The sequence below is a fragment of the Mycobacterium sp. ACS4054 genome (assembly GCF_001667275.1).
Classification (GTDB): Bacteria; Actinomycetota; Actinomycetes; order Mycobacteriales; family Mycobacteriaceae; genus Mycobacterium.
On sequence record NZ_LZHV01000012.1, the window covers coordinates 1 to 18273 of the forward strand.

The window sequence follows — 18273 nt, forward strand, 5'->3', positions numbered from 1 at the left end:
CTGCCGGTAGCGCTGCACAATCAGCAGCCGCCCCTGAAACGTCGTACGGGCATTACGGTGGGACACGAGAACCTCCGGAATAGGTATGGGCCTTCGACAAGCCACACCCCACCCGGGGGTTCTCTTCACATCAAGCCGACACGCCTGCTACCAACCTGTTGGCCGAGTACACCTAGCGCACCGGCCGCTGGGCTGCGGGCCCCAGCACCCGCTGCTCGATCAGGTCGGCCCCGCGTGCCACACCCCCGGTCGCGGCGAATCCTTCGGCCACTCGCCGCGCGCCGTCCCCCATCGTCATCGCCGCGCGCACCTTCGCCCTCAACCGCGCCGGGCTGAGATCTTTGGCCGCCAGGCGGGTGCCGCAGCGAGCGACTTCCACCCGTCGAGCAACTTCGGCCTGGTCCCGCGCGAACGGCACGACGCAGACGGGCACGCCGCGGTCAAGTGCCTTCAGCGTCGTTCCCATCCCGCCGTGGGTGATGGCGCAGCCGGCCCGCGGCAGTACCGCACCGTGCGGGACGAAGCGGCATACGGTCGCGTTGGATGGTCGCGGCAGATCCGGGGGAATGCCCGCCGGGAAGGTCGCCACCACGTGGACGGGCTCATCGGCTAACGCGCGCAACGCAATCCGCCCCAGCTCGGCGTCGGACTGCCTGATCGACGAGGTGTTGACCAGCACCACCGGCCGCTCGATGGCACTCACCCAATCCGGCGTGCCGGCCTCCGCCGGTTCGAATGCGCACGCGCCGATGTGGTGAACCAGACCGGCCCATCCGGGATGCGGGTACTCGAAGGGCTCGCCGCCGACGGCCAGGAGCAGCGGCGCTCGCCGCAGAAAGCCGTCGACCGACGCAACGGGCGGCAGCCCCAGCTCGGCGCGAATGACGTTGATCCGCGGCAACATCGGCCGGTCGAAGAGATGCCGCACGATCGGCCGCACCGAGGCGTCCCGCGCGTCGCCGAGCAGGCCCGGCAACGGGCGCAGCCCCGGACCGAAGGGCGGCACGCCGCGGGACCGCAGGTACGGCGTGAACGGCGAGAACACCAGCCACGGGATGTGGCCTGCGTCGGCGGCCGACATCGCCCCCCAGCAGTTCGCGTCCACGATGATCACATCGGGCCGGACCGCATCCACCGCGCGCCGCAAATCCTGAACTTCGAGCACCGCACGACGGCAGAGCACGTCGATCGTTAACTTCAGTACTCCCAGCGCGTTTCGCGCCCTCCAGTCCTCGCTGACGATCGCCTCGATGTCCGGGTGGACCGGATCGGCGTGGACGCCGACGCCGCACAGCGTCGGCACGCCCGCCGACATGGTGCGCGCGTGAACCTGGTGACCACGGCCGGCCAGCTCGGCCAACAGCGCGCCGAGCGGCAGCAGGTGCCCCAGGGCCGGCGACCCGTAGGCCAGTATCACCGCCATGTCAGGGCGACGGCGCGGGCGTGAGGTCGACGGAGCGCAGCCCCGAAAGGCTCGCGGCACCACAGCCGTGCAGGCAGACCCGAAGCTCATCGATGAACGGCTGCAGCCAATCGACAACTGCCGCAGCGGATTCGATCGCCGCGGGCAGCAGCGGTCGAGCCACGGCGACGACGTCGGCGCCCAGGGCGATCGCCTTGGCCGCGTCCATGCCGGTGCGAATGCCGCCGGAAGCCACCAACGGGATGTCCGGCAGCACCTCACGCACCTCGACGATCGCCCGCGCGGTCGGAATGCCCCAGTCGGCCAGGTGCGGGTAACGAAGCTCGCCGTACCGGACGAACTGCTCGACGCGTGACCACGAGGTTCCGCCGGCGCCCGCGACGTCAATGGCGGAAACCGGCAGGTCCCCGTCGGCCCCAACGAGTTCCGCGGCGGCCGCGCCGCCGATCCCGTGGCCGACCTCCTTGAGCAGCACCGGGCAGTCGATCGCGTCGGCCGCATCCCGCAGCCTGTCCAACGAGCCGGAGAAGTCGGTGTCACCGTTGCGCTGCATCGCCTCCTGCAGCGGGTTGGTGTGCACCGCAAGCGCATCGGCACCCACCCGGTCGAGGGCCTTGGCGAGATCGGGCACGGCGTCCTTGGTCAGCTGGGCCAGGCCGATGTTGCCGAACAGCAAGACATCGGGGGCGACGTCGCGAACCGCGAAACTGGCCGCGGCCCGCTCCCCCATCGCGCTGTCCAGCATGATTCGTTGCGAGCCGAGCATCATCCCGATGCCGAGTTGCTGAGCGGCCGCAGCCAGATTCCGGTTGATCGTCCCGGACAGCTCGGCACCGCCGGTCATCGCACCGATCAGAAGCGGGGCCCGCAGGTTTCCACCGAGAAACTTCGTCGACAGGTCGATGTCCCCGAGGCTGGTCTGGGTCAGCGCGTTGTAGGGCAGTTGGTAGCGCTCCAACCCGGTGCTGACGTGCTCGTAGTTCACCTGCTCGCCGAGGCAGACGTCGATGTGCCGCCGCTTGCGAGTGGTCATCGGCGCCGACTCGGACGTCGCGGCCGGCACCTCGGCGCGGCTCACCCCGCGCCCCCTCGCGTCCATAATGTCCATAGTGCCCCTTATTGCGTACCGCCCAGCTTATCCGCGGCGGTGCGAAATTTCAGTTGATTAATGTTTAACACACTGAAAGACTTCTCTCATGGTGTGGGATGGCGTCGCCGCGGCCGTAACCGGACGGCGCTCGTGGCTGTTCGCGCTGGGCGCCGCGCTCGTGGGCATCGTTTTCATCGTCCTGGTCGGCGCAAACGCCGCGGCCGGCCAGGCCCCGCTGTCGGTGCCGACCAGCTCGGATTCGGCTCGGGTCGACGCGATGGCCCGCCAATTCCCCGGTGGGGACCGGCTGCCACTGATCGTGGTGGTCAGCCGCGCCGACGGCGCCGCACTCCGCCCGGTCGACGTCGCCGCCGCCCAAGCGGCCCGCGATCGCGTGCAGGCCGCCGCCCAGCCGGGCGACGCCCCCGCACCGGCCCAGGTATCCGCCGATGGCAAGGCCGCCATCGGGGTGGTGTGCGTCTGCGCCGACCTGTCGGGCCTCGCGCTCGGCGACGCTGTCGCGAACCTGCGCAAGGCCGCGGCCACCGGCCTGCCGGCGGAGCTGCGCGCCCACGTCACCGGCGGCCCGGCGTTCGGCGCCGACATCGCCAGCGCGTTCACCAACGCCAACGTGACCCTGCTCGCGGTGACGGCGTCGGTGGTGGCCCTGCTGCTGATCGCAACGTACCGCTCACCGGTGCTGTGGCTGGTGCCGCTGCTGGTGGTCGGGTTCGCCGACCGGGTCGCGGCCGCGGTGGGCACCGCCGTGGCGCCGCTGACCGGTCTCAGTTTCGACGGCGCCACGTCCGGCATCACCAGCGTGCTGGTCTTCGGGGCGGGCACGAACTACGCGCTGCTGCTGATCTCCCGCTACCGGCAGGAGCTGCGACGCCACGACGCGCATCGAGACGCCCTGCGCCGCGCGGTGCGGATGGCCGGGCCGGCGATCGTGGCCAGCAACGCCACCGTGGTGCTGGCGTTGCTCACCCTGCTGTTCGCCTCGACGCCCAGCACGCGCAGCCTGGGCGCGCTGGCGGCGTGCGGGCTGGTGGTCGCCGCGGTGTCCGCGCTGGTGATCCTGCCGCCGTTGCTTGCGCTGTGCGGCCGGCGATTGTTCTGGCCCTTCGTTCCGCGCGCCGAGGATAGCCCGGCCCCGGATTCCGGCGCCTGGCAACGCGTCGGCGAGTGGGTGAACCGGCGACCGGCGCTGGTCGCGACGGTCGCGATCGCGGGCCTGGCGGCGTTGGCCACCGGCCTGCTGGGCACCCGAATCGGCCTGTCGCAGACCGAACAGTTCCGGGTCCACGCGGACTCGGTGACCGGCTATGAGGTTGTGGCAGCGCATTTTCCGGCCGGCCTGTCCAATCCCACCGTGGTGATAGCCCCCGACGCCTCGCCGGTGCCGCAGGCCATCGCGTCGACCCCGGGAGTGGTGTCGGTGACCGAATCGGGCCGCTCGTCGTCCGGGCTGACCAGGTGGTCAGCGGTGATCGACGCGCCGCCGTCTTCCGAGCGCGCGTTCAATATCATTGCCGCGCTGCGTGATACGACGAAGTCCGCCAGCCCCGCGGCGCTGGTCGGCGGGGCCGACGCGCAGGCGCTCGACGTCCGCGACGCGGCCACCCATGACCGGCACCTGCTCATCCCGGCGATCCTCGCGGTCATCCTGGTCGTCCTCTGCGTCCTGCTGCGGTCGGCGCTCGCTCCCCCCACGCTGCTGGCCGCGACCATCCTCGGCGCGCTGGCCGCGCTCGGCATGGGCGGCTGGGCCAGCAGCCACGTCTTCGGTTTTCCGGCGCTGGACAACAGCACGCCCTTGTTCGCCTTCCTGTTCCTGGCCGCCCTCGGCGTGGACTACACCATTTTTCTGGTCACCCGCGCCCGCGAGGAGTCCGCACAGCGCGGCGCACGCGCCGGCATGGTCGCCGCGGTGTCGGCCACCGGTGGCGTCATCACCAGTGCGGGAATCGTTTTGGCGGCCGTCTTCTGCGTGCTCGGCGTGCTGCCGTTGATCGTGCTGACCCAGCTGGGGATCATCGTCGGCCTGGGCATCCTGCTGGACACGTTCGTGGTCCGCACGCTGGTGATTCCGGCGCTGTTCGCCCTCATCGGTGATCGCATCTGGTGGCCCAGCCAACCGCAACCCGCCAAAGTCCTTGCACCACAAATCAACCGACACGAACGGAGCACCGCGTGAACAGGTCAACTTTGGCGGCGACGGGTCTGGCCGTCGCCACCGCCGCCGTATCGGGAAGCATCGCCAGCCCGAACAGCGTCTCCACGTGGTATGCGCGGCTGCGCAAACCGCCGTACCAGCCCCCCAGCGCCGCCTTCCCCGTGGCATGGACCACCCTCTACGGCGACATCGCGGTCACCTCCGCGGAAACCATCGACGCGTTTCGGGCCTCGGGCCGACACGACAAGGCGCGCCGCTACGCGACCGCGCTCGGGGTGAACCTTCTCCTGAACGCCTCATGGAGTTGGCTCTTCTTCCGATTCCACAAACTGGGCGCCTCGGCGGTCGGTGCGGCCGTGCTGACGGCCAGCAGCGCCGACCTTGCGCGCCGGGCCGCGCAGGCCGACCCGCGGGCCGGGCTGGCCCTGTCGGCGTACCCGCTCTGGTGTTCGTTCGCGACCGTCCTGGCCACCCACATTTGGCGACTCAACCGCTGAATCATGCCGACGCTCCTATGGTTTCGTCGTGACTTGCGGTTGGGTGACCATCCGGCGCTCAACGCCGCGGCCGGCGACGGGGAAGCGCTCGCCTGCTTCGTGCTCGACCCCAAGCTCGAGGCGTCGTCGGGCCGGCGCCGTCTGCAGTTCCTGGGCGACTCGCTGCGCCAACTGCGTGACGACCTCGACGGCCGGTTACTGGTGGCGCGCGGCCGGCCCGAGGAGCTGATCCCGCGCATCGCCACGGAGATCGGCGCGTCGGCGGTGCACGTTTCCGAAGACTTCGCGCCGTACGGTAAGCGCCGTGACGAACGAGTGCGTGCGGCGCTGGATTCCGTTCCCCTGATAGCAACGGGATCGCCGTACCTCGTGTCACCGGGCCGGGTCACCAAAAAGGACGGCACGCCCTACCAGGTGTTCACCCCGTTTCTGCGCCAATGGCGCGAATTCGGCTGGCGGGCACCGGCTAAGACGAGCGCCGAGCCCGCGCGCTGGCTCGATCCGGCGCAAGTGCGGATCAAGCGATGCGAAATCCCCGATCCGGGCACCGCACTCGACGTGGCCGCCGGGGACGCCGCGGCCCTCAAGCAGTGGAAGTCATTCGTGGCCAACGGATTACAGCACTATGATGAGGAACGCAACCGGCCCGACTTGCACGGCACCAGCCGGATGTCGGCGTACCTGAAGTTCGGTGCCATCCATCCGCGCACCATGGTCGCCGATCTCGACCTTCGTCACGGCGGTGCCCAGGCTTACCTGCGCGAGTTGGCGTTTCGCGACTTCTACGCCGACGTGCTGCATCACTGGCCGGCCAGCGCCTGGCGCAATTGGAACCGGCAGTTCGACGGAATCCGCACCGACACCGACGCCGAAGCGACACGCCGCTTCGAGTCGTGGAAGGCCGGCGAAACCGGCTTTCCACTGGTCGATGCCGGGATGCGTCAACTGCGCGAGACCGGCTACATGCACAACCGGGTGCGGATGATCGTCGCATCGTTTCTGGTCAAGGACCTGCATCTGCCGTGGCAGTGGGGCGCCGAGTGGTTCCTCGATCAGCTCGTCGACGGCGACATGGCCAACAACCAGCACGGGTGGCAGTGGTGCGCGGGCTGCGGCACCGATGCCGCGCCGTACTTTCGGGTGTTCAACCCGACCACCCAGGGCGAGAAGTTCGACCCGTCCGGGGAGTACATCCGGCGGTGGGTGCCCGAGCTGCGCTCGGTCGACGATGCGCACCTGCGCAAGAGCGAACGGCCGGCGGGCTACCCGGCCCCGATCGTCGACCACGGCGCCGAGCGCGCCGAAGCGCTGCGGCGCTACCAGAGCATCTGATCGAGGCTCCGCGGCGAATTGTCGCTTGCGTGAATGTTTGCTCAATCGCCTACCCGAAGCCGTTTTCCCGTGCGATTATCAGCCGATTCGTCGTTGAGCCGCTCGGGAGGCGCTGATGTCACACCCCATCGTTCGGACGTTGCTGATCTCTGGTGCCGCAGCGGGATTGCTGGCGGGCGTGAACGCCTGTTCGTGCTCCGTCGGCTCCTCGCACTCGGTCAGCAAGAGCGATGTCGCGGGCCAGATCACCTCGAAGTTGACCGACGCCGCGGGCAACAAGCCCGATTCGGTGAACTGCCCGAACGATCTGCCCGCGAAGGTTGGGGCGCAACTGAATTGCGAGATGAAGGTCAAGAACCAAACCTTCAACGTCAATGTGACCGTGACGAGCGTGAACGGCAACGACGTCAAGTTCGACATGGTCGAGACGGTCGACAAGAACCAGGTCGCCAGCATCATCAGCAACAAGCTGGCCCAGCAGGTCGGCAGGAAGCCCGACTCGGTGACCTGCCCCGACAACCTCAAGGGCGTCCAGGGCGCGACGCTGCGGTGCCAACTCGTCGACGGCACCGACAAATACGGCATCGCGGTGACCGTCACCGACGTGGACGCCGGCGACGTCAACTTCGACTTCAAGGTGGACGACCATCCCGAACCCGCCAGCTAGTTAGCGAGCGGCCTTCTTTCGCTCGATGTCGGCCAGCGCCGCGGCCAGCTCGGCCCGCTGGGCGGTCGAACTCTCCCAGGCCAGCTGACGGTTCTTGACCACCTTGGCCGGCGCACCGACCGCGATCGAGTAGTCGGGGATGACCCCGCGGACCACCGCGTGTGAGCCGAGCACGCAGCCCCGGCCGATCGCCGTGCCGCGCAGCACCGTCACCTTCACCCCCACCCAGGTGTCCGGCCCGATACGCACGGGCGACTTCACGATGCCCTGGTCTTTGATCGGCAGGTTGATGTTGTCCATGCGGTGATCGAAGTCGCAGACGTAACACCAGTCGGCCATCAGCACCGAGTCGCCGAGTTCGATGTCGAGGTAGGCGTTGATGACGTTGTCGCGGCCCAACACCACCTTGTCGCCGAACCGCAGCGAGCCTTCGTGCGCGCGGATGGTGTTCTTGTCGCCGATGTGCACCCACCGGCCGATCTCCAGCTGCGCCAGTTCGGGCGTCGCGTGGATCTCGACGCCCTTGCCCAAGAACACCATCCCGCGGGTGATGATGTGCGGGTTGGCGAGCTTGAACTTCAGCAGCCGCCAATAGCGCACCAGGTACCACGGCGTGTACGCGCGGTTGCGCAGCACCCATTTCAGCGAGGCCAGCGTGAGGAACCTGGCCTGGCGCGGGTCCCGCAGGTTCGATCCACGCCAGCGGCGGTGGACCGGTGCACCCCACATGCTCGTCACAGCCGGACAGCCTAACGCGGGCAATCACCGGCACGCGAACCGCCACGGGTTACCCTCACCTGTACTCGATCGCTGCCCGCGGCGCGGAAGGATTTGGACTTCGAGGTGCTTGCCCGACAACTTCGGCGTTGGTCGTCTGTGGTGTTCGCGGCCGCGCTGTCCGGCGGGCTCGCCGGTTGCGGCAACACCGATTCGTGGGTGGACGCGGCGCCGTCGCAGGGCTGGCCCGCGCAATACGCCGACGCGGCCAACAGCAGCTACACGCCCACCGGTGGCGCCACCAAGCTGTCGTTGCGGTGGACGCGCTCGGTCAAGGGCGGCCTGGCGGCGGGCCCGGCGCTCAGCGCCCGCGGCTACCTGGCCCTCAACGCGCAGACCCCGGCCGGGTGCTCGCTGATGGAATGGGAGAACGACAACAACGGCCGGCAACGCTGGTGCGTGCGGCTGTTCCAGGGCGGCGGCTTCGCGGGTCCCCTGTTCGACGGATTCGACAACCTCTACGTCGGTCAGCCGGGCGCCTTCCTCTCCTTCCCGGTCACGCAGTGGACGCGCTGGCGACAGCCGGTGATCGGAATGCCTTTGACGCCAAGGTTTCTCGGGCACGGGCAGCTGCTCGCCGCGACGCACCTGGGCCAGGTGCTGGTCTTCGAGGCGCACCGCGGCGCGGTGGTCGGCAGCCCGATGGATCTGGTGGAGGGCGTCGATCCCACGGACGCGACGCGGGGCCTGGCCGATTGCGCGCCGGCCCGGCAGGGCTGCCCGGTGGCCGCCGCACCGGCCTTCTCGGCGGCCAGCCAGATGGCGGTGCTGGGCGTGTGGCAGCCGGGCGCGCCGACCGCCGGGCTGGTCGGGCTGAAGTATCACCCCGGCCAGACGCCGCTGCTGTCGCGGGAGTGGACCAGCGACGCCGTCGCCGCCGGTGTCATCGCCAGCCCGGTGCTGTCCGCCGACGGGTCAACCGTGTACGTCAACGGCCGCGACGAACGACTGTGGGCGCTGCACGCCGCCGACGGGAAAGTGAAGTGGTCGGCGCCGCTGGGATTTCTGGCGCAGACGCCGCCCGCGGTCACGCCCGACGGCCTCGTCGTGTCGGGCGGCGGCCCCGACACCCGGTTGGCGGCGTTCAAGGACGCCGGCGATCACGCAGATCCGGCGTGGCGCCGCGACGACGTCGTCCCGCTGTCGTCGTCGAGCCTGGCCGGCGCGGGCGTCGGCTACACCGTGGTCAGCGGCCCGGGGGCGAACGGCGCACCCGGCATGTCCCTACTGGTGTTCGACCCTGGCACGGGCCACACGCAGGGCAGCTATCCCCTGCCGGCGGCCACCGGCTATCCCGTCGCGGTCTCGGTCGGCGCCGCCCGCCGCGTGGTGGCCGCGACCAGCGACGGCCAGGTCTACGGCTTCGCGCCCGAGTAGGGGCGGCCATACTGGGCCCATGCCCACCGACGACGAGATGCAGGCCGCCATCACCGCCTACTCCCATGAAGGCCAGCGCAATCCGACGGCCGACCGCATCGCCACCGTGCTGCTGCTCGCCGCCCAGGCTTTCCTGATCGCGGTCACCGTTGGCCTGCTGGGCCTGTTCGTCATGGGGACCGACCCGTGCGGCACCCGAAAATGCGGCGACCCGGCGTGGATCGACCGCGCGATGGTGTTGGGTATCGGCGGCGGCGTCGTCCTCTTCGTCATTGCGCTGGTCGTAGCGATCCGCCGCCTGGCCAAGCGCCGGACCGCCTTCTTCGTCCCGCTGCTCGGCTGCGTCGCGCAGGTGGCGCTGGCGGTCGGCGCCGCGGCGATGGAGACGTTGGCCGGCCCCGTCTAGCGTCAGAGGTTCAGCGGCGGGATGACGTTGCGCGGCACCCGGGCCTGCACCGGCCCGGCAAAGGCCGGCAGGATCTCACCGGGCGCGAAGTAGAAGATCAGCTCGTCGTCGGTGATGGCGAAGTTCTGATAGTGCGTCGGGTCGTGCCCGGTCGACGGCAGAATCGCTGCGCCCAACGGGGTCTGGTGTTCAAGGTCGCGCTGCACGATCGGAAAGACGCTGTCCAGCGGCGTGGTGCCCGGCGCGAACAAGGTGTCGAAGGTGATGGGCTGCTTCGTGCCGAGGTTGTAGTTGAACGCCTTGTACCAGATCGACGGGTGCGCCCCGCCGAGGTCCTGGAAGAACTTGAGCACCACGCTGCGGGTGTTGTGCGGCGGCTGCCCGGAACTGCGTTGCTCGGTGGTGGCCTCGAGCTGGTAGGGCTGATCGCGCGACCCCGAACTCTGGGCGACGTTGACGAAACCGTCCCGGTTCTGCATGACGTAGTCGATCAGCGCCTGCTCGTCGGGATAGTCGGCGGGAAACGCCATGTTGAGCGTGTAGGTGGGGCCGGTGCCGCGCACGCGGCACATCTGACCGTCCTCGAGGGTGCCGCCGACGCTGGCACACGACGGTGGCGCGGCGGCCGCCGGCCAACCCAACAGGGCCGCCGATGCGAGCACCACGGCCGCTATCAGAAAACGCATTCTTCCGTTGTCCTTGCAGGTTAGGCGGGGCTGGACGCCTGGCAGAGTGTCGCACCAGCCTACCGGGCGCTATCGCGAGGGACGGCAGACGAACGCCGCCGCGCGACCGCCGGCCCGCGGCCCGATGCGGGTGATGACCACCGACAGGGCCCGGCCGCCGCGCAGCCGCATCCGGCGCCGCAGCGCGTCGGGGTCGACCGGCACGCCGCGCACCAAGACCTCCAGCGTCCCGCAGTCCAGCGCCGACAACGCCTGGCGCAGCCGCCGCTCGTTGAACGCCAGTTGCTCGAGCACCTCGAAGCCCCGGACCCCCGGCGGCGGCTCATCGCCCGACAGGTAGGCGATGTTGGGGTCGAGTTGCCACAGCCCGTGGCGCGCGCCGTAGTGGCGCACCAGCCCCGCCCGGACCACCGCGCCGTCGGGGTCGACGATCCATCGCCCCACCGGTCGCACCGGGCAGTCGTCGGGGTCGGTGTCGGTGATCTGCTCGCCGCGATCGAGGACCGTCGCCCGCCGGCGGACGCCGCGCCGCGCCAGTCCGGCCGACCACAGGCACGCTTCCCGCACCGAGCCCCGATGCGATGTCACCTCGATCTCGCCGTCGAAGCCGAGGCGGTACACTTCGTCGAAATCTATTCCGGGAGAGCATTTTACGATGAGGTCGCGGCTGCGGTAGGTGTCGACCAAGGCACCCAGGGCCGGTTGGTAGTCGTCGATGCGGAAGCGGCGCCGCCCGCCGGCACGGCGCGCCGGGTCTACGAGCACCGCGGTGGCGCCGATCACCGGCGCCAGCGCGTCGGCGCGGCAGAGCGGGGCCGCCTCCCCCAGGTTGTGCCGCGCCATCGCCAGCCGGACCCAGTCGAGGTCGCTGCCCACCGCACGAACGCCGGCGCACCGCAGCGCGGCCAACTCGGTGCCGATCGAACAGGTCGCGTCGTGCACGGCGACACCGGCCTCGGCGAGCCGGCGGGCCCGATGCATGGCCACCGGGGCCGCGGTCGCCTGCTGCAGCGCCTCGTCGGTGAACAACCAATTCGCGGCGCCCAGCTCACCGAGCTTCTCGGCGGCGCGGCGGCGCAGCAACGTCGTCTCCACCAACACCGCCGTCCGGTCGCCGAAGCGGGCCCGCGCGGCGGCGATGTCGGCGACCCGGGTGGCGTCGGTCAGCTCGAGTGCGGCGACGGTGGCCAGCGCCGCGGCGCCCGGCTCCGACCGCAGATAACGGACGTCCTCGGCGCCGAAAACCAGGCCGTCACTCAGGAGGGCTTGACCCCGGTGATCATCACGTTGTAGAACCAGCCCTTCGGCGCCAGGTGCCGCATGACGTTGGCGTCCAGCCAACTCAGCGCCTTCCAGCTGTTGAAGGCGAACTTCGCCCAGCCCCAGCCCAGTCGCCCGGGCGGCACCGCGCATTCGAACGTGCGCAGCGGCCAGCCCAGCATGGCGGCGGTGAATTCCACGGTGGCCGTTTGCACTTCGGTCGCACCGGCGTTGCCGGCCAACCGCTCCAGGTCGCCTGGCGTGAACGTGTGCAGGTCGACGACGGCCTCCAGCGCCGCGGCGCGCGAGGATTCGTCGAGCTCGGCCTGGGGCCGCCGCCAGCCGTCCAGACCGGGCAGCTTGGTGACGTTCGTCGCGACGCGCCAGGTCAGGGTGGACAACGTGCGGGCGTAGGTGTCGCCGACCGTGGTCGGCTCACCGGCGAAGATGAACCGCCCGCCGGGCCGCAGCACCCGGACCACCTCGCGCAGCGCGAGCTCGACATCGGGGATGTGGTGCAGCACGGCGTGCCCGACCACCAGGTCAAAGGTGTTGTCGTCGTAGGGAATTCCCTCGGCGTCCGCGACCCGGCCGTCGATGTCCAGTCCCAGCGACTGGCCGTTGCGGGTGGCGACCTTGACCATCCCGGGTGACAGGTCGGTGACCGACCCGCGCCGGGCCACCCCGGACTGGATCAGGTTGAGCAGGAAAAAGCCGGTGCCGCAGCCCAATTCGAGGGCTCGGTCGTAGGGCAGCTCGCGCAGGACCTCGTCGGGCACGATCGCGTCGAAGCAGTCCCGGGCATAATCCACGCAGCGCTGGTCGTACGAGATCGACCACTTCTCGTCGTAGGACTCGGCTTCCCAATCGTGGTAGAGCACCTGGGCCAGCTTGCTGTCGTGCCTGGCCGCCTCCACCTGCTCGGCCGTGGCATGGGGGTTGGGCACGGCGTCGGTCGAACTCGTCGTCATGCAGGGCAGCCTAACGGGCGGCGGATCCGGAGTCCTCTTCGCCGGTCTGACCAGCGGCGAACACCTCGACGTAACGGCGCCGCTCGGCCGCGCCCCGATCAGCGGGATCCAGCTCGAACACGTCGTTGATGCCCGCCTTCGCGGCGGCCAGCGCGGGCCGGGGGCCTTCGAGGAAGCGGCGCGCCCACGCGGCGGCCGCGTCGTACACGTCGTCGGGGGCCACCATCTCGTCGATCAGGCCCAGCGCCAGCGCCTCCTCGGCGTCGAAGAACCGGCCGCTGAACACCAGTTCCTTGGCCTTACTCGCCCCCGCCGCGCGGGTCAGGCGGGCCATCCCGTCGCCACCCGGGACGAGGCCGGCCAGGATCTCGGTCGCGCCGAACTTCACGTTGTCGCCGCTGACGCGCCAGTCGGCGGCCAGGGCCAGCGTGAGCCCGGCGCCCAGGGCGTACCCGGTGATCGCGGCGACGGTCGGCTTGGGGATGCCCGCCACGGCCTCGATGGCCTGCTGGCGGGCCCGGGCCGCCGTCTCGGCCTCCGGCGCGCTCAGCGTGCGCAGCTCGGGCATGTCGTCGCCGGCGGAGAAGATCTCGTGGCCGCCGAACAGGATGACGGCCGCCACGTCGTCGCGCTCCCCCAGCTCGCCGGCCGCGGCCACGATCTCCCGGTAGACCTGGCGGGTCATCGCGTTCGTCGGCGGACGCGACAGCAGCAGCATGGCCAGCCCGGCGTCCTGCGAGCCGTCGCTGACCACGGTGCTGACGAACTCGCTCAATGCCGCCACCCCATCCCGCCGGCCTCGCGCGCCTGGTGGTAGCGGTCGGAGTCGAAGAACTCGAACACCCAGTTGTCGCCCTGGATCTCCAGGTGCGGCTGCACCGGCACGATCTGCCGCTCGACGGACAGCACCTCCGCGACGGTCCGGCCGGCCAGCGAGTCCAGCTGGGTCCACGTCGGCGGCAGCAGGAAGCATCGGCCGGCGGAGAAGTCTTCGATGGCCGCCTGGGGCGTCGTCCAGCCGGCGCGGTCGGATTCGGTGTTCTCGCCGTCGGCCCGCTGCCCCTCGGGCAGGGCGCCCACGAAGAAGTAGGTGTCGTAGCGGCGGGTGCGCTCCGCTTCCGGGGTGACCCAGTTGGCCCACGGCCGCAGCAGATCCGAACGCAGCTCGAGGTTCTCGCGGCGCAGGAAGTCCGCGAACGACAGCGTCCCGTCGGCCAGCGCGCGGCGGGCATCGGCGTACACCGACGCGTCACCGACGATGCCGTCCGGGTCACCCGCCGGTCCCGCGAACAACACCCCGGATTCCTCGAACGTCTCCCGGGCCGCGGCGCACACCAGCGCCTCGGCCAGGTCCGGCTCGATGCCGAAGCGCTGCGCCCACCACTGCGGCGGGGGGCCGGCCCACGCGATGTCGGCGTTGCGGTCCCGGTCGTCGACGCCGCCGCCGGGGAACACCATCGTGCCCGCGGCGAACTCCATCTTGGCGTGGCGGCGCATCAGGAAGACGGCTAGCCCGGTTTGTGAGCCCGCCGGGTCGTCGCGGACGAGCATCACGGTCGCCGCCGGGCGCGGGACCAGCGGGGCCTCTTCGGTCGGTGAGGTCATAGCTGCCTCCGGTGAGCTGCGCGGGTGCGGACGCGGCGGGCGAAATAGCGCCCGTCGACCACGTCGAGGGCGATCGACTGGCCGAACGCGGTGGACAGGTTCTCGCCGGTCAGCACGTCGGTCAGCAACCCCGCGGCGACCACCTGGCCCTCGGACAGCAGCATGCAGTGGCTGAAACCCGGCGGGATCTCCTCGACGTGGTGGGTGACCAGCACCAGCGCGGGAGCGTCGGGGTCGGCCGCCAGGTCGGCCAGCCGCGCCACCAACTCCTCGCGCCCGCCCAGGTCCAGGCCGGCGGCGGGCTCGTCGAGCAGCAGCAGCTCGGGGTCGGTCATCAGCGCGCGGGCGATCAACACCCGCTTGCGCTCGCCTTCCGACAGCGTTCCGTAGGTGCGGTCCGCGAGGTGCTCGGCGCCGAGGCTCTCCAGCATGTCGATGGCCCGGCGGTAGTCGACGTCCTCGTAGCGCTCCCGCCACCGGCCCAGCACCGCGTAGCCGGCCGACACCACCAAGTCGCGCACCACCTCGTCGGTCGGCACGCGCTGCGCGAGCGCCGACGAGCTGAGCCCGATCCGGGACCGCAACTCCGAGACGTCCACCCGGCCCAGCCGCTCGCCGAGCACGAAGGCCACGCCCGACGAGGGGTGTTCGGCCGCCGCGGCGATGCGCAGCAGGGACGTCTTGCCGGCCCCGTTGGGGCCGACGATGACCCAGCGCTCGTCGAGTTCGACCGCCCAATCGACCGGCCCGACGAGGGAGTTGCCGCCGCGCCGCAGCGACACGTTCCTGAAATCGATCAGCAGATCGGGGTCGGCTGCCTCGTTCGTTTGGTCGGCGGGCACCCGCTCATCGTGCCGTACCGCGGCCGTCCGGCACCTGCCGGGTCACCGCTCCGGCCACCAGACGCAAAATCGCACGAAAGTGGCTTGGATCATGCGATTTTCTGTCTGCTCGCGCCATTGCCGCGCTCGCGATCGCTACCCCTCGGGCGGGATTTCCACCCGGCGCACCTCGCCGGTCACCGCGTCGGCGGCCTCGATTTCGCCGCGCGTCACGCCCAGCAGGAACAGCACGGTGTCCAGGTACGGGTGGCTCAGCGAGGCGTCGGCCACCTCACGCAGCGCCGGCTTGGCGTTGAACGCCACCCCGAGCCCCGCCGCGGCCAGCATGTCGATGTCGTTGGCGCCGTCGCCGACGGCGACGGTCTGCGCCATCGGCACCCCGGCCCGCTCCGCGAAGTCGCGCAACGCGGTGGCCTTGCCGGCGCGGTCGATGATCGGGCCGACGACGCGCCCGGTCAATTTGCCGTCGACGATCTCCAGCTCGTTGGCCGCGACGTAGTCCAGCATCAGCTCCTCGGCCAACGGCTCGATGATCCCGCGGAAGCCGCCGGAAACCACGCCGCAGTGAAAACCCAAGCGCCGCAAGGTCCGCAGCGTCGTCCGCGCGCCGGGCATCAGCTCGAGTTGCTCGGCGACCTCGTCGATCACGCTCGCCGGCAGCCCCGCCAGGGTGGCCACCCGCTGTTCGAGGGACTGCGCGAAATCCAGCTCGCCCCGCATGGCGGCCTCGGTGATGGCGGCGACCTTCCCCTCGGCACCCGCCCGGGCGGCCAGCATCTCGATGACTTCGCCCTGCACCAGCGTCGAGTCCACGTCGAACACGATCAGCCGCTTGGCCCGCCGCTCCAGGGTGTAGTCCTCGACGGCGACGTCGATGCGCTCCTCGGCCGACACCTGGTTCAGGGCGGTCCGCAGCGCGGCATCCGAGCCGGGGGGCACCGAGACCCGCAGCTCGAGGCCGGTCACCGGATAGTCGGAGACCCCGCGAATCAGGTCGATGTTCACGCCGAGGCCGGCCGCCACCCGCGCCACCGCGCCGAACGCGCCGGCGGTAATGGGCCGGCCCAGCACGAAGATGGTGTGGGTCGAGGGATCCCGGATGATCGGCACGTCCTCGCTGCGCTCGATGCTGACGTCGAGGCCCACCCCGCGAATCGCCGATTCGACGTCACGGCGCAAGTCCGTCCCGTCGGCGACGTCGGCGGGGCAGCACACCAGCACGCCGAGCGTCAGGCGGTGCCGGATCACCACCTGTTCGACGTTGAGCAACTCGACGCCATGCCGGGAGAGGGCCTCGAAGAGGGCCGAGGTGACGCCCGGTTGGTCCACACCGGTGACGGTGATCAGTACCGACACCTTCGGTGGTGAATTCACCTGCGGCTACCGCCGCTACTGTTCAGGCGTCGAGCGATCGGGCTCGGTGCGCGGACCGAAGCCCTTCGGTGACTCGAGGGCCGTGGCGTGGCGCCCGACGTGCGCCTCGGCGCGCAGCCGCTCCACCATGTGCGGGTAGTGCAGCTCGAAAGCCGGGCGCTCCGAACGGATCCGGGGCAGCTCGGTGAAGTTGTGCCGCGGCGGCGGGCAGCTGGTCGCCCACTCCAGGGAGTTGCCGTAGCCCCACGGGTCGTCGACGGTCACGACCTCGCCGTAGCGCCAGCTCTTGAAGACGTTCCAGACGAACGGGAACATCGACGCGCCCAGGATGAAGGCGCCGACCGTGGAGGCGATGTTGTAGGGCTGGAAGCCATCCGAGGGCAGGTAGTCGGCGTAGCGGCGCGGCATGCCCATGTCGCCCAGCCAGTGCTGCACCAGGAAGGTGGTGTGGAAGCCGATGAAGGTCAACCAGAAGTGCAGCTTGCCCAGCCGCTCGTCCAGCAGCCGGCCGGTCATCTTCGGGAACCAGAAGTACACGCCGGCGAACGTGGCGAACACGATCGTCCCGAACAGCACGTAGTGGAAGTGCGCGACGACGAAGTAGGTGTCGGTGACGTGGAAGTCCAGCGGCGGGCTGGCCAGCATCACCCCGGTCAGACCGCCCAGCAGGAAGGTCACCAAAAAGCCCACCGAGAACAGCATCGGGGTCTCGAAGGTGATTTGCCCCTTCCACATGGTGCCGATCCAGTTGAAGAACTTGATCCCGGTCGGCACGGCGATCAGATAGGTCATGAACGAAAAGAACGGCAGCAGAACGGCTCCGGTGGCGAACATGTGGTGCGCCCACACCGCGACCGACAACGCGGCGATGGACAGCGTCGCGTAAACCAGGGTGGTGTAACCGAATACCGGCTTGCGGGAGAAGACCGGGATGATCTCGGTGATGATGCCGAAGAACGGCAGCGCGATGATGTACACCTCGGGATGGCCGAAGAACCAGAACAGGTGCTGCCACAGCAGAACCCCGCCGTTGGCCGCGTCGTAGACGTGGGCCCCTAGATGTCGATCGGCGGCCAGCCCGAACAGCGCGGCGGTCAGGATCGGGAAGGCGATCAGGATCAGGATCGACGTCACCAGGATGTTCCAGGTGAAGATCGGCATCCGGAACATCGTCATGCCGGGCGCGCGCATGCAGATCACGGTGGTGATCATGTTGACCGCGCCCAGGATGGTGCCCAGACCGGCGACGATCAGGCCGGTGATCCACAGGTCCCCGCCGGCTCCGGGGGAGTGGACGGCGTCCGACAGCGGCGTGTAGGCCGTCCAGCCGAAGTCCGCGGCCCCGCCCGGGACGATGAAGCCGGCCGACGCGGTCAGGCCGCCGAAGAGGAACAGCCAGAACGAGAAGGCGTTCAGCCGGGGGAATGCCACGTCGGGCGCGCCGATCTGCAGCGGCAGCACCAGGTTGGCGAAGCCGAACACCACCGGGGTGGCATACAGCAGCAGCATGATCGTGCCGTGCATGGTGAACAGCTGGTTGTACTGCTCATTCGACAGGAACTGCAGTCCCGGCGCGGCCAGCTCGGTGCGCATCAACAGGGCCATCAGTCCGCCGATGAAGAAGAAGACGAAGCAGGTGACCGTGTACATGATGCCGATCATCTTGTGATCGGTGGTCGTTACCAGTTTGTAGACGAGGTTCCCTTTGGGACCGGTCCGGTCTGGGTACGGACGAACGGCCTCGAGTTCTCCCAAGGGGGGCGCTTCGGCTGTCAACAGCTTCTCCAAAC

Annotated in this window: 17 protein-coding genes; 6 read left to right on the forward strand and 11 right to left on the reverse strand. The window is 69.9% G+C overall.

From position 1 onward, the window contains the following. Window positions 1-172: 172 nt before the first annotated feature. Together A5730_RS01240 and fni are read right to left on the reverse strand one after the other, a co-directional pair. Window positions 173-1423, reverse strand: a complete 1251-nt coding sequence (locus A5730_RS01240; protein WP_067894523.1) for a glycosyltransferase — start codon at window positions 1421-1423, stop codon at window positions 173-175. A 1-nt stretch (window position 1424) separates the two neighbouring features. Then, window positions 1425-2456, reverse strand: a complete 1032-nt coding sequence (gene fni / locus A5730_RS01245) for a type 2 isopentenyl-diphosphate Delta-isomerase (protein ID WP_067894771.1) — start codon at window positions 2454-2456, stop codon at window positions 1425-1427. Window positions 2457-2619: 163 nt separating this feature from the next. On the opposite strand from fni, the gene A5730_RS01250 reads away from it, so the two are divergent. From A5730_RS01250 to A5730_RS01265, 4 genes are all read left to right on the forward strand, one after another. Then, window positions 2620-4710: an MMPL family transporter gene (locus A5730_RS01250; RefSeq protein ID WP_067894526.1), complete on the forward strand. Its 2091-nt coding sequence runs from the start codon at window positions 2620-2622 to the stop codon at window positions 4708-4710. After that, complete coding sequence (locus A5730_RS01255) at window positions 4707-5186, forward strand: TspO/MBR family protein (protein ID WP_067894529.1); 480 nt, start codon at window positions 4707-4709, stop codon at window positions 5184-5186. The genes A5730_RS01250 and A5730_RS01255 overlap by 4 nt, the downstream gene beginning before the upstream one ends. Before the next feature lie 3 nt (window positions 5187-5189). Then, a complete protein-coding gene (locus A5730_RS01260; RefSeq protein WP_067894532.1) occupies window positions 5190-6518 on the forward strand; it encodes a deoxyribodipyrimidine photo-lyase in 1329 nt (442 codons plus the stop codon). Window positions 6519-6633: 115 nt separating this feature from the next. Next, complete coding sequence (locus tag A5730_RS01265; protein WP_055403977.1) at window positions 6634-7185, forward strand: DUF4333 domain-containing protein; 552 nt, start codon at window positions 6634-6636, stop codon at window positions 7183-7185. On the opposite strand, the gene A5730_RS01270 is transcribed toward A5730_RS01265, so the two are convergent. Next, window positions 7186-7923: an acyltransferase gene (locus tag A5730_RS01270; protein WP_067894534.1), complete on the reverse strand. Its 738-nt coding sequence runs from the start codon at window positions 7921-7923 to the stop codon at window positions 7186-7188. Between the two features lie 138 nt (window positions 7924-8061). Here A5730_RS01270 and A5730_RS01275 point away from each other — a divergent pair, with 138 nt between their 5' ends. Together A5730_RS01275 and A5730_RS01280 are read left to right on the forward strand one after the other, a co-directional pair. Next, on the forward strand, window positions 8062-9339 hold the full coding sequence (locus A5730_RS01275) for a PQQ-binding-like beta-propeller repeat protein (protein ID WP_197506096.1): 1278 nt from the start codon (window positions 8062-8064) through the stop codon (window positions 9337-9339). Next, complete coding sequence (locus tag A5730_RS01280) at window positions 9254-9745, forward strand: DUF6264 family protein (protein WP_369829844.1); 492 nt, start codon at window positions 9254-9256, stop codon at window positions 9743-9745. Before A5730_RS01275 ends, A5730_RS01280 begins: the two co-directional genes overlap by 86 nt. A gap of 2 nt (window positions 9746-9747) precedes the next feature. Here A5730_RS01280 and A5730_RS01285 read toward each other — a convergent pair whose 3' ends face one another. From A5730_RS01285 to ctaD, 8 genes are all read right to left on the reverse strand, one after another. Next, a complete protein-coding gene (locus tag A5730_RS01285) occupies window positions 9748-10431 on the reverse strand; it encodes an esterase (protein ID WP_067894540.1) in 684 nt (227 codons plus the stop codon). 69 nt (window positions 10432-10500) lie between these two features. Further along, a complete protein-coding gene (locus A5730_RS01290) occupies window positions 10501-11730 on the reverse strand; it encodes an SAM-dependent methyltransferase (RefSeq protein WP_067894777.1) in 1230 nt (409 codons plus the stop codon). Continuing rightward, entirely contained in the window at window positions 11688-12662 is a 975-nt protein-coding gene (locus tag A5730_RS01295; RefSeq protein WP_067894543.1) for a class I SAM-dependent methyltransferase, read from the reverse strand. Before A5730_RS01295 ends, A5730_RS01290 begins: the two co-directional genes overlap by 43 nt. 10 nt (window positions 12663-12672) lie before the next feature. Then, a complete protein-coding gene (locus tag A5730_RS01300; protein WP_067894774.1) occupies window positions 12673-13437 on the reverse strand; it encodes an enoyl-CoA hydratase in 765 nt (254 codons plus the stop codon). Continuing rightward, complete coding sequence (locus A5730_RS01305) at window positions 13434-14267, reverse strand: NUDIX hydrolase (RefSeq protein ID WP_067894546.1); 834 nt, start codon at window positions 14265-14267, stop codon at window positions 13434-13436. The genes A5730_RS01300 and A5730_RS01305 overlap by 4 nt, the downstream gene beginning before the upstream one ends. Continuing rightward, a complete protein-coding gene (locus tag A5730_RS01310) occupies window positions 14264-15109 on the reverse strand; it encodes an ABC transporter ATP-binding protein (protein ID WP_067894549.1) in 846 nt (281 codons plus the stop codon). The genes A5730_RS01305 and A5730_RS01310 overlap by 4 nt, the downstream gene beginning before the upstream one ends. 135 nt (window positions 15110-15244) lie before the next feature. Next, entirely contained in the window at window positions 15245-16483 is a 1239-nt protein-coding gene (serB, locus tag A5730_RS01315) for a phosphoserine phosphatase SerB (RefSeq protein WP_067894552.1), read from the reverse strand. Window positions 16484-16498: 15 nt separating this feature from the next. Beyond that, window positions 16499-18259, reverse strand: a complete 1761-nt coding sequence (ctaD, locus tag A5730_RS01320; protein ID WP_067894780.1) for a cytochrome c oxidase subunit I — start codon at window positions 18257-18259, stop codon at window positions 16499-16501. Between the last annotated feature and the right edge of the window lie 14 nt (window positions 18260-18273).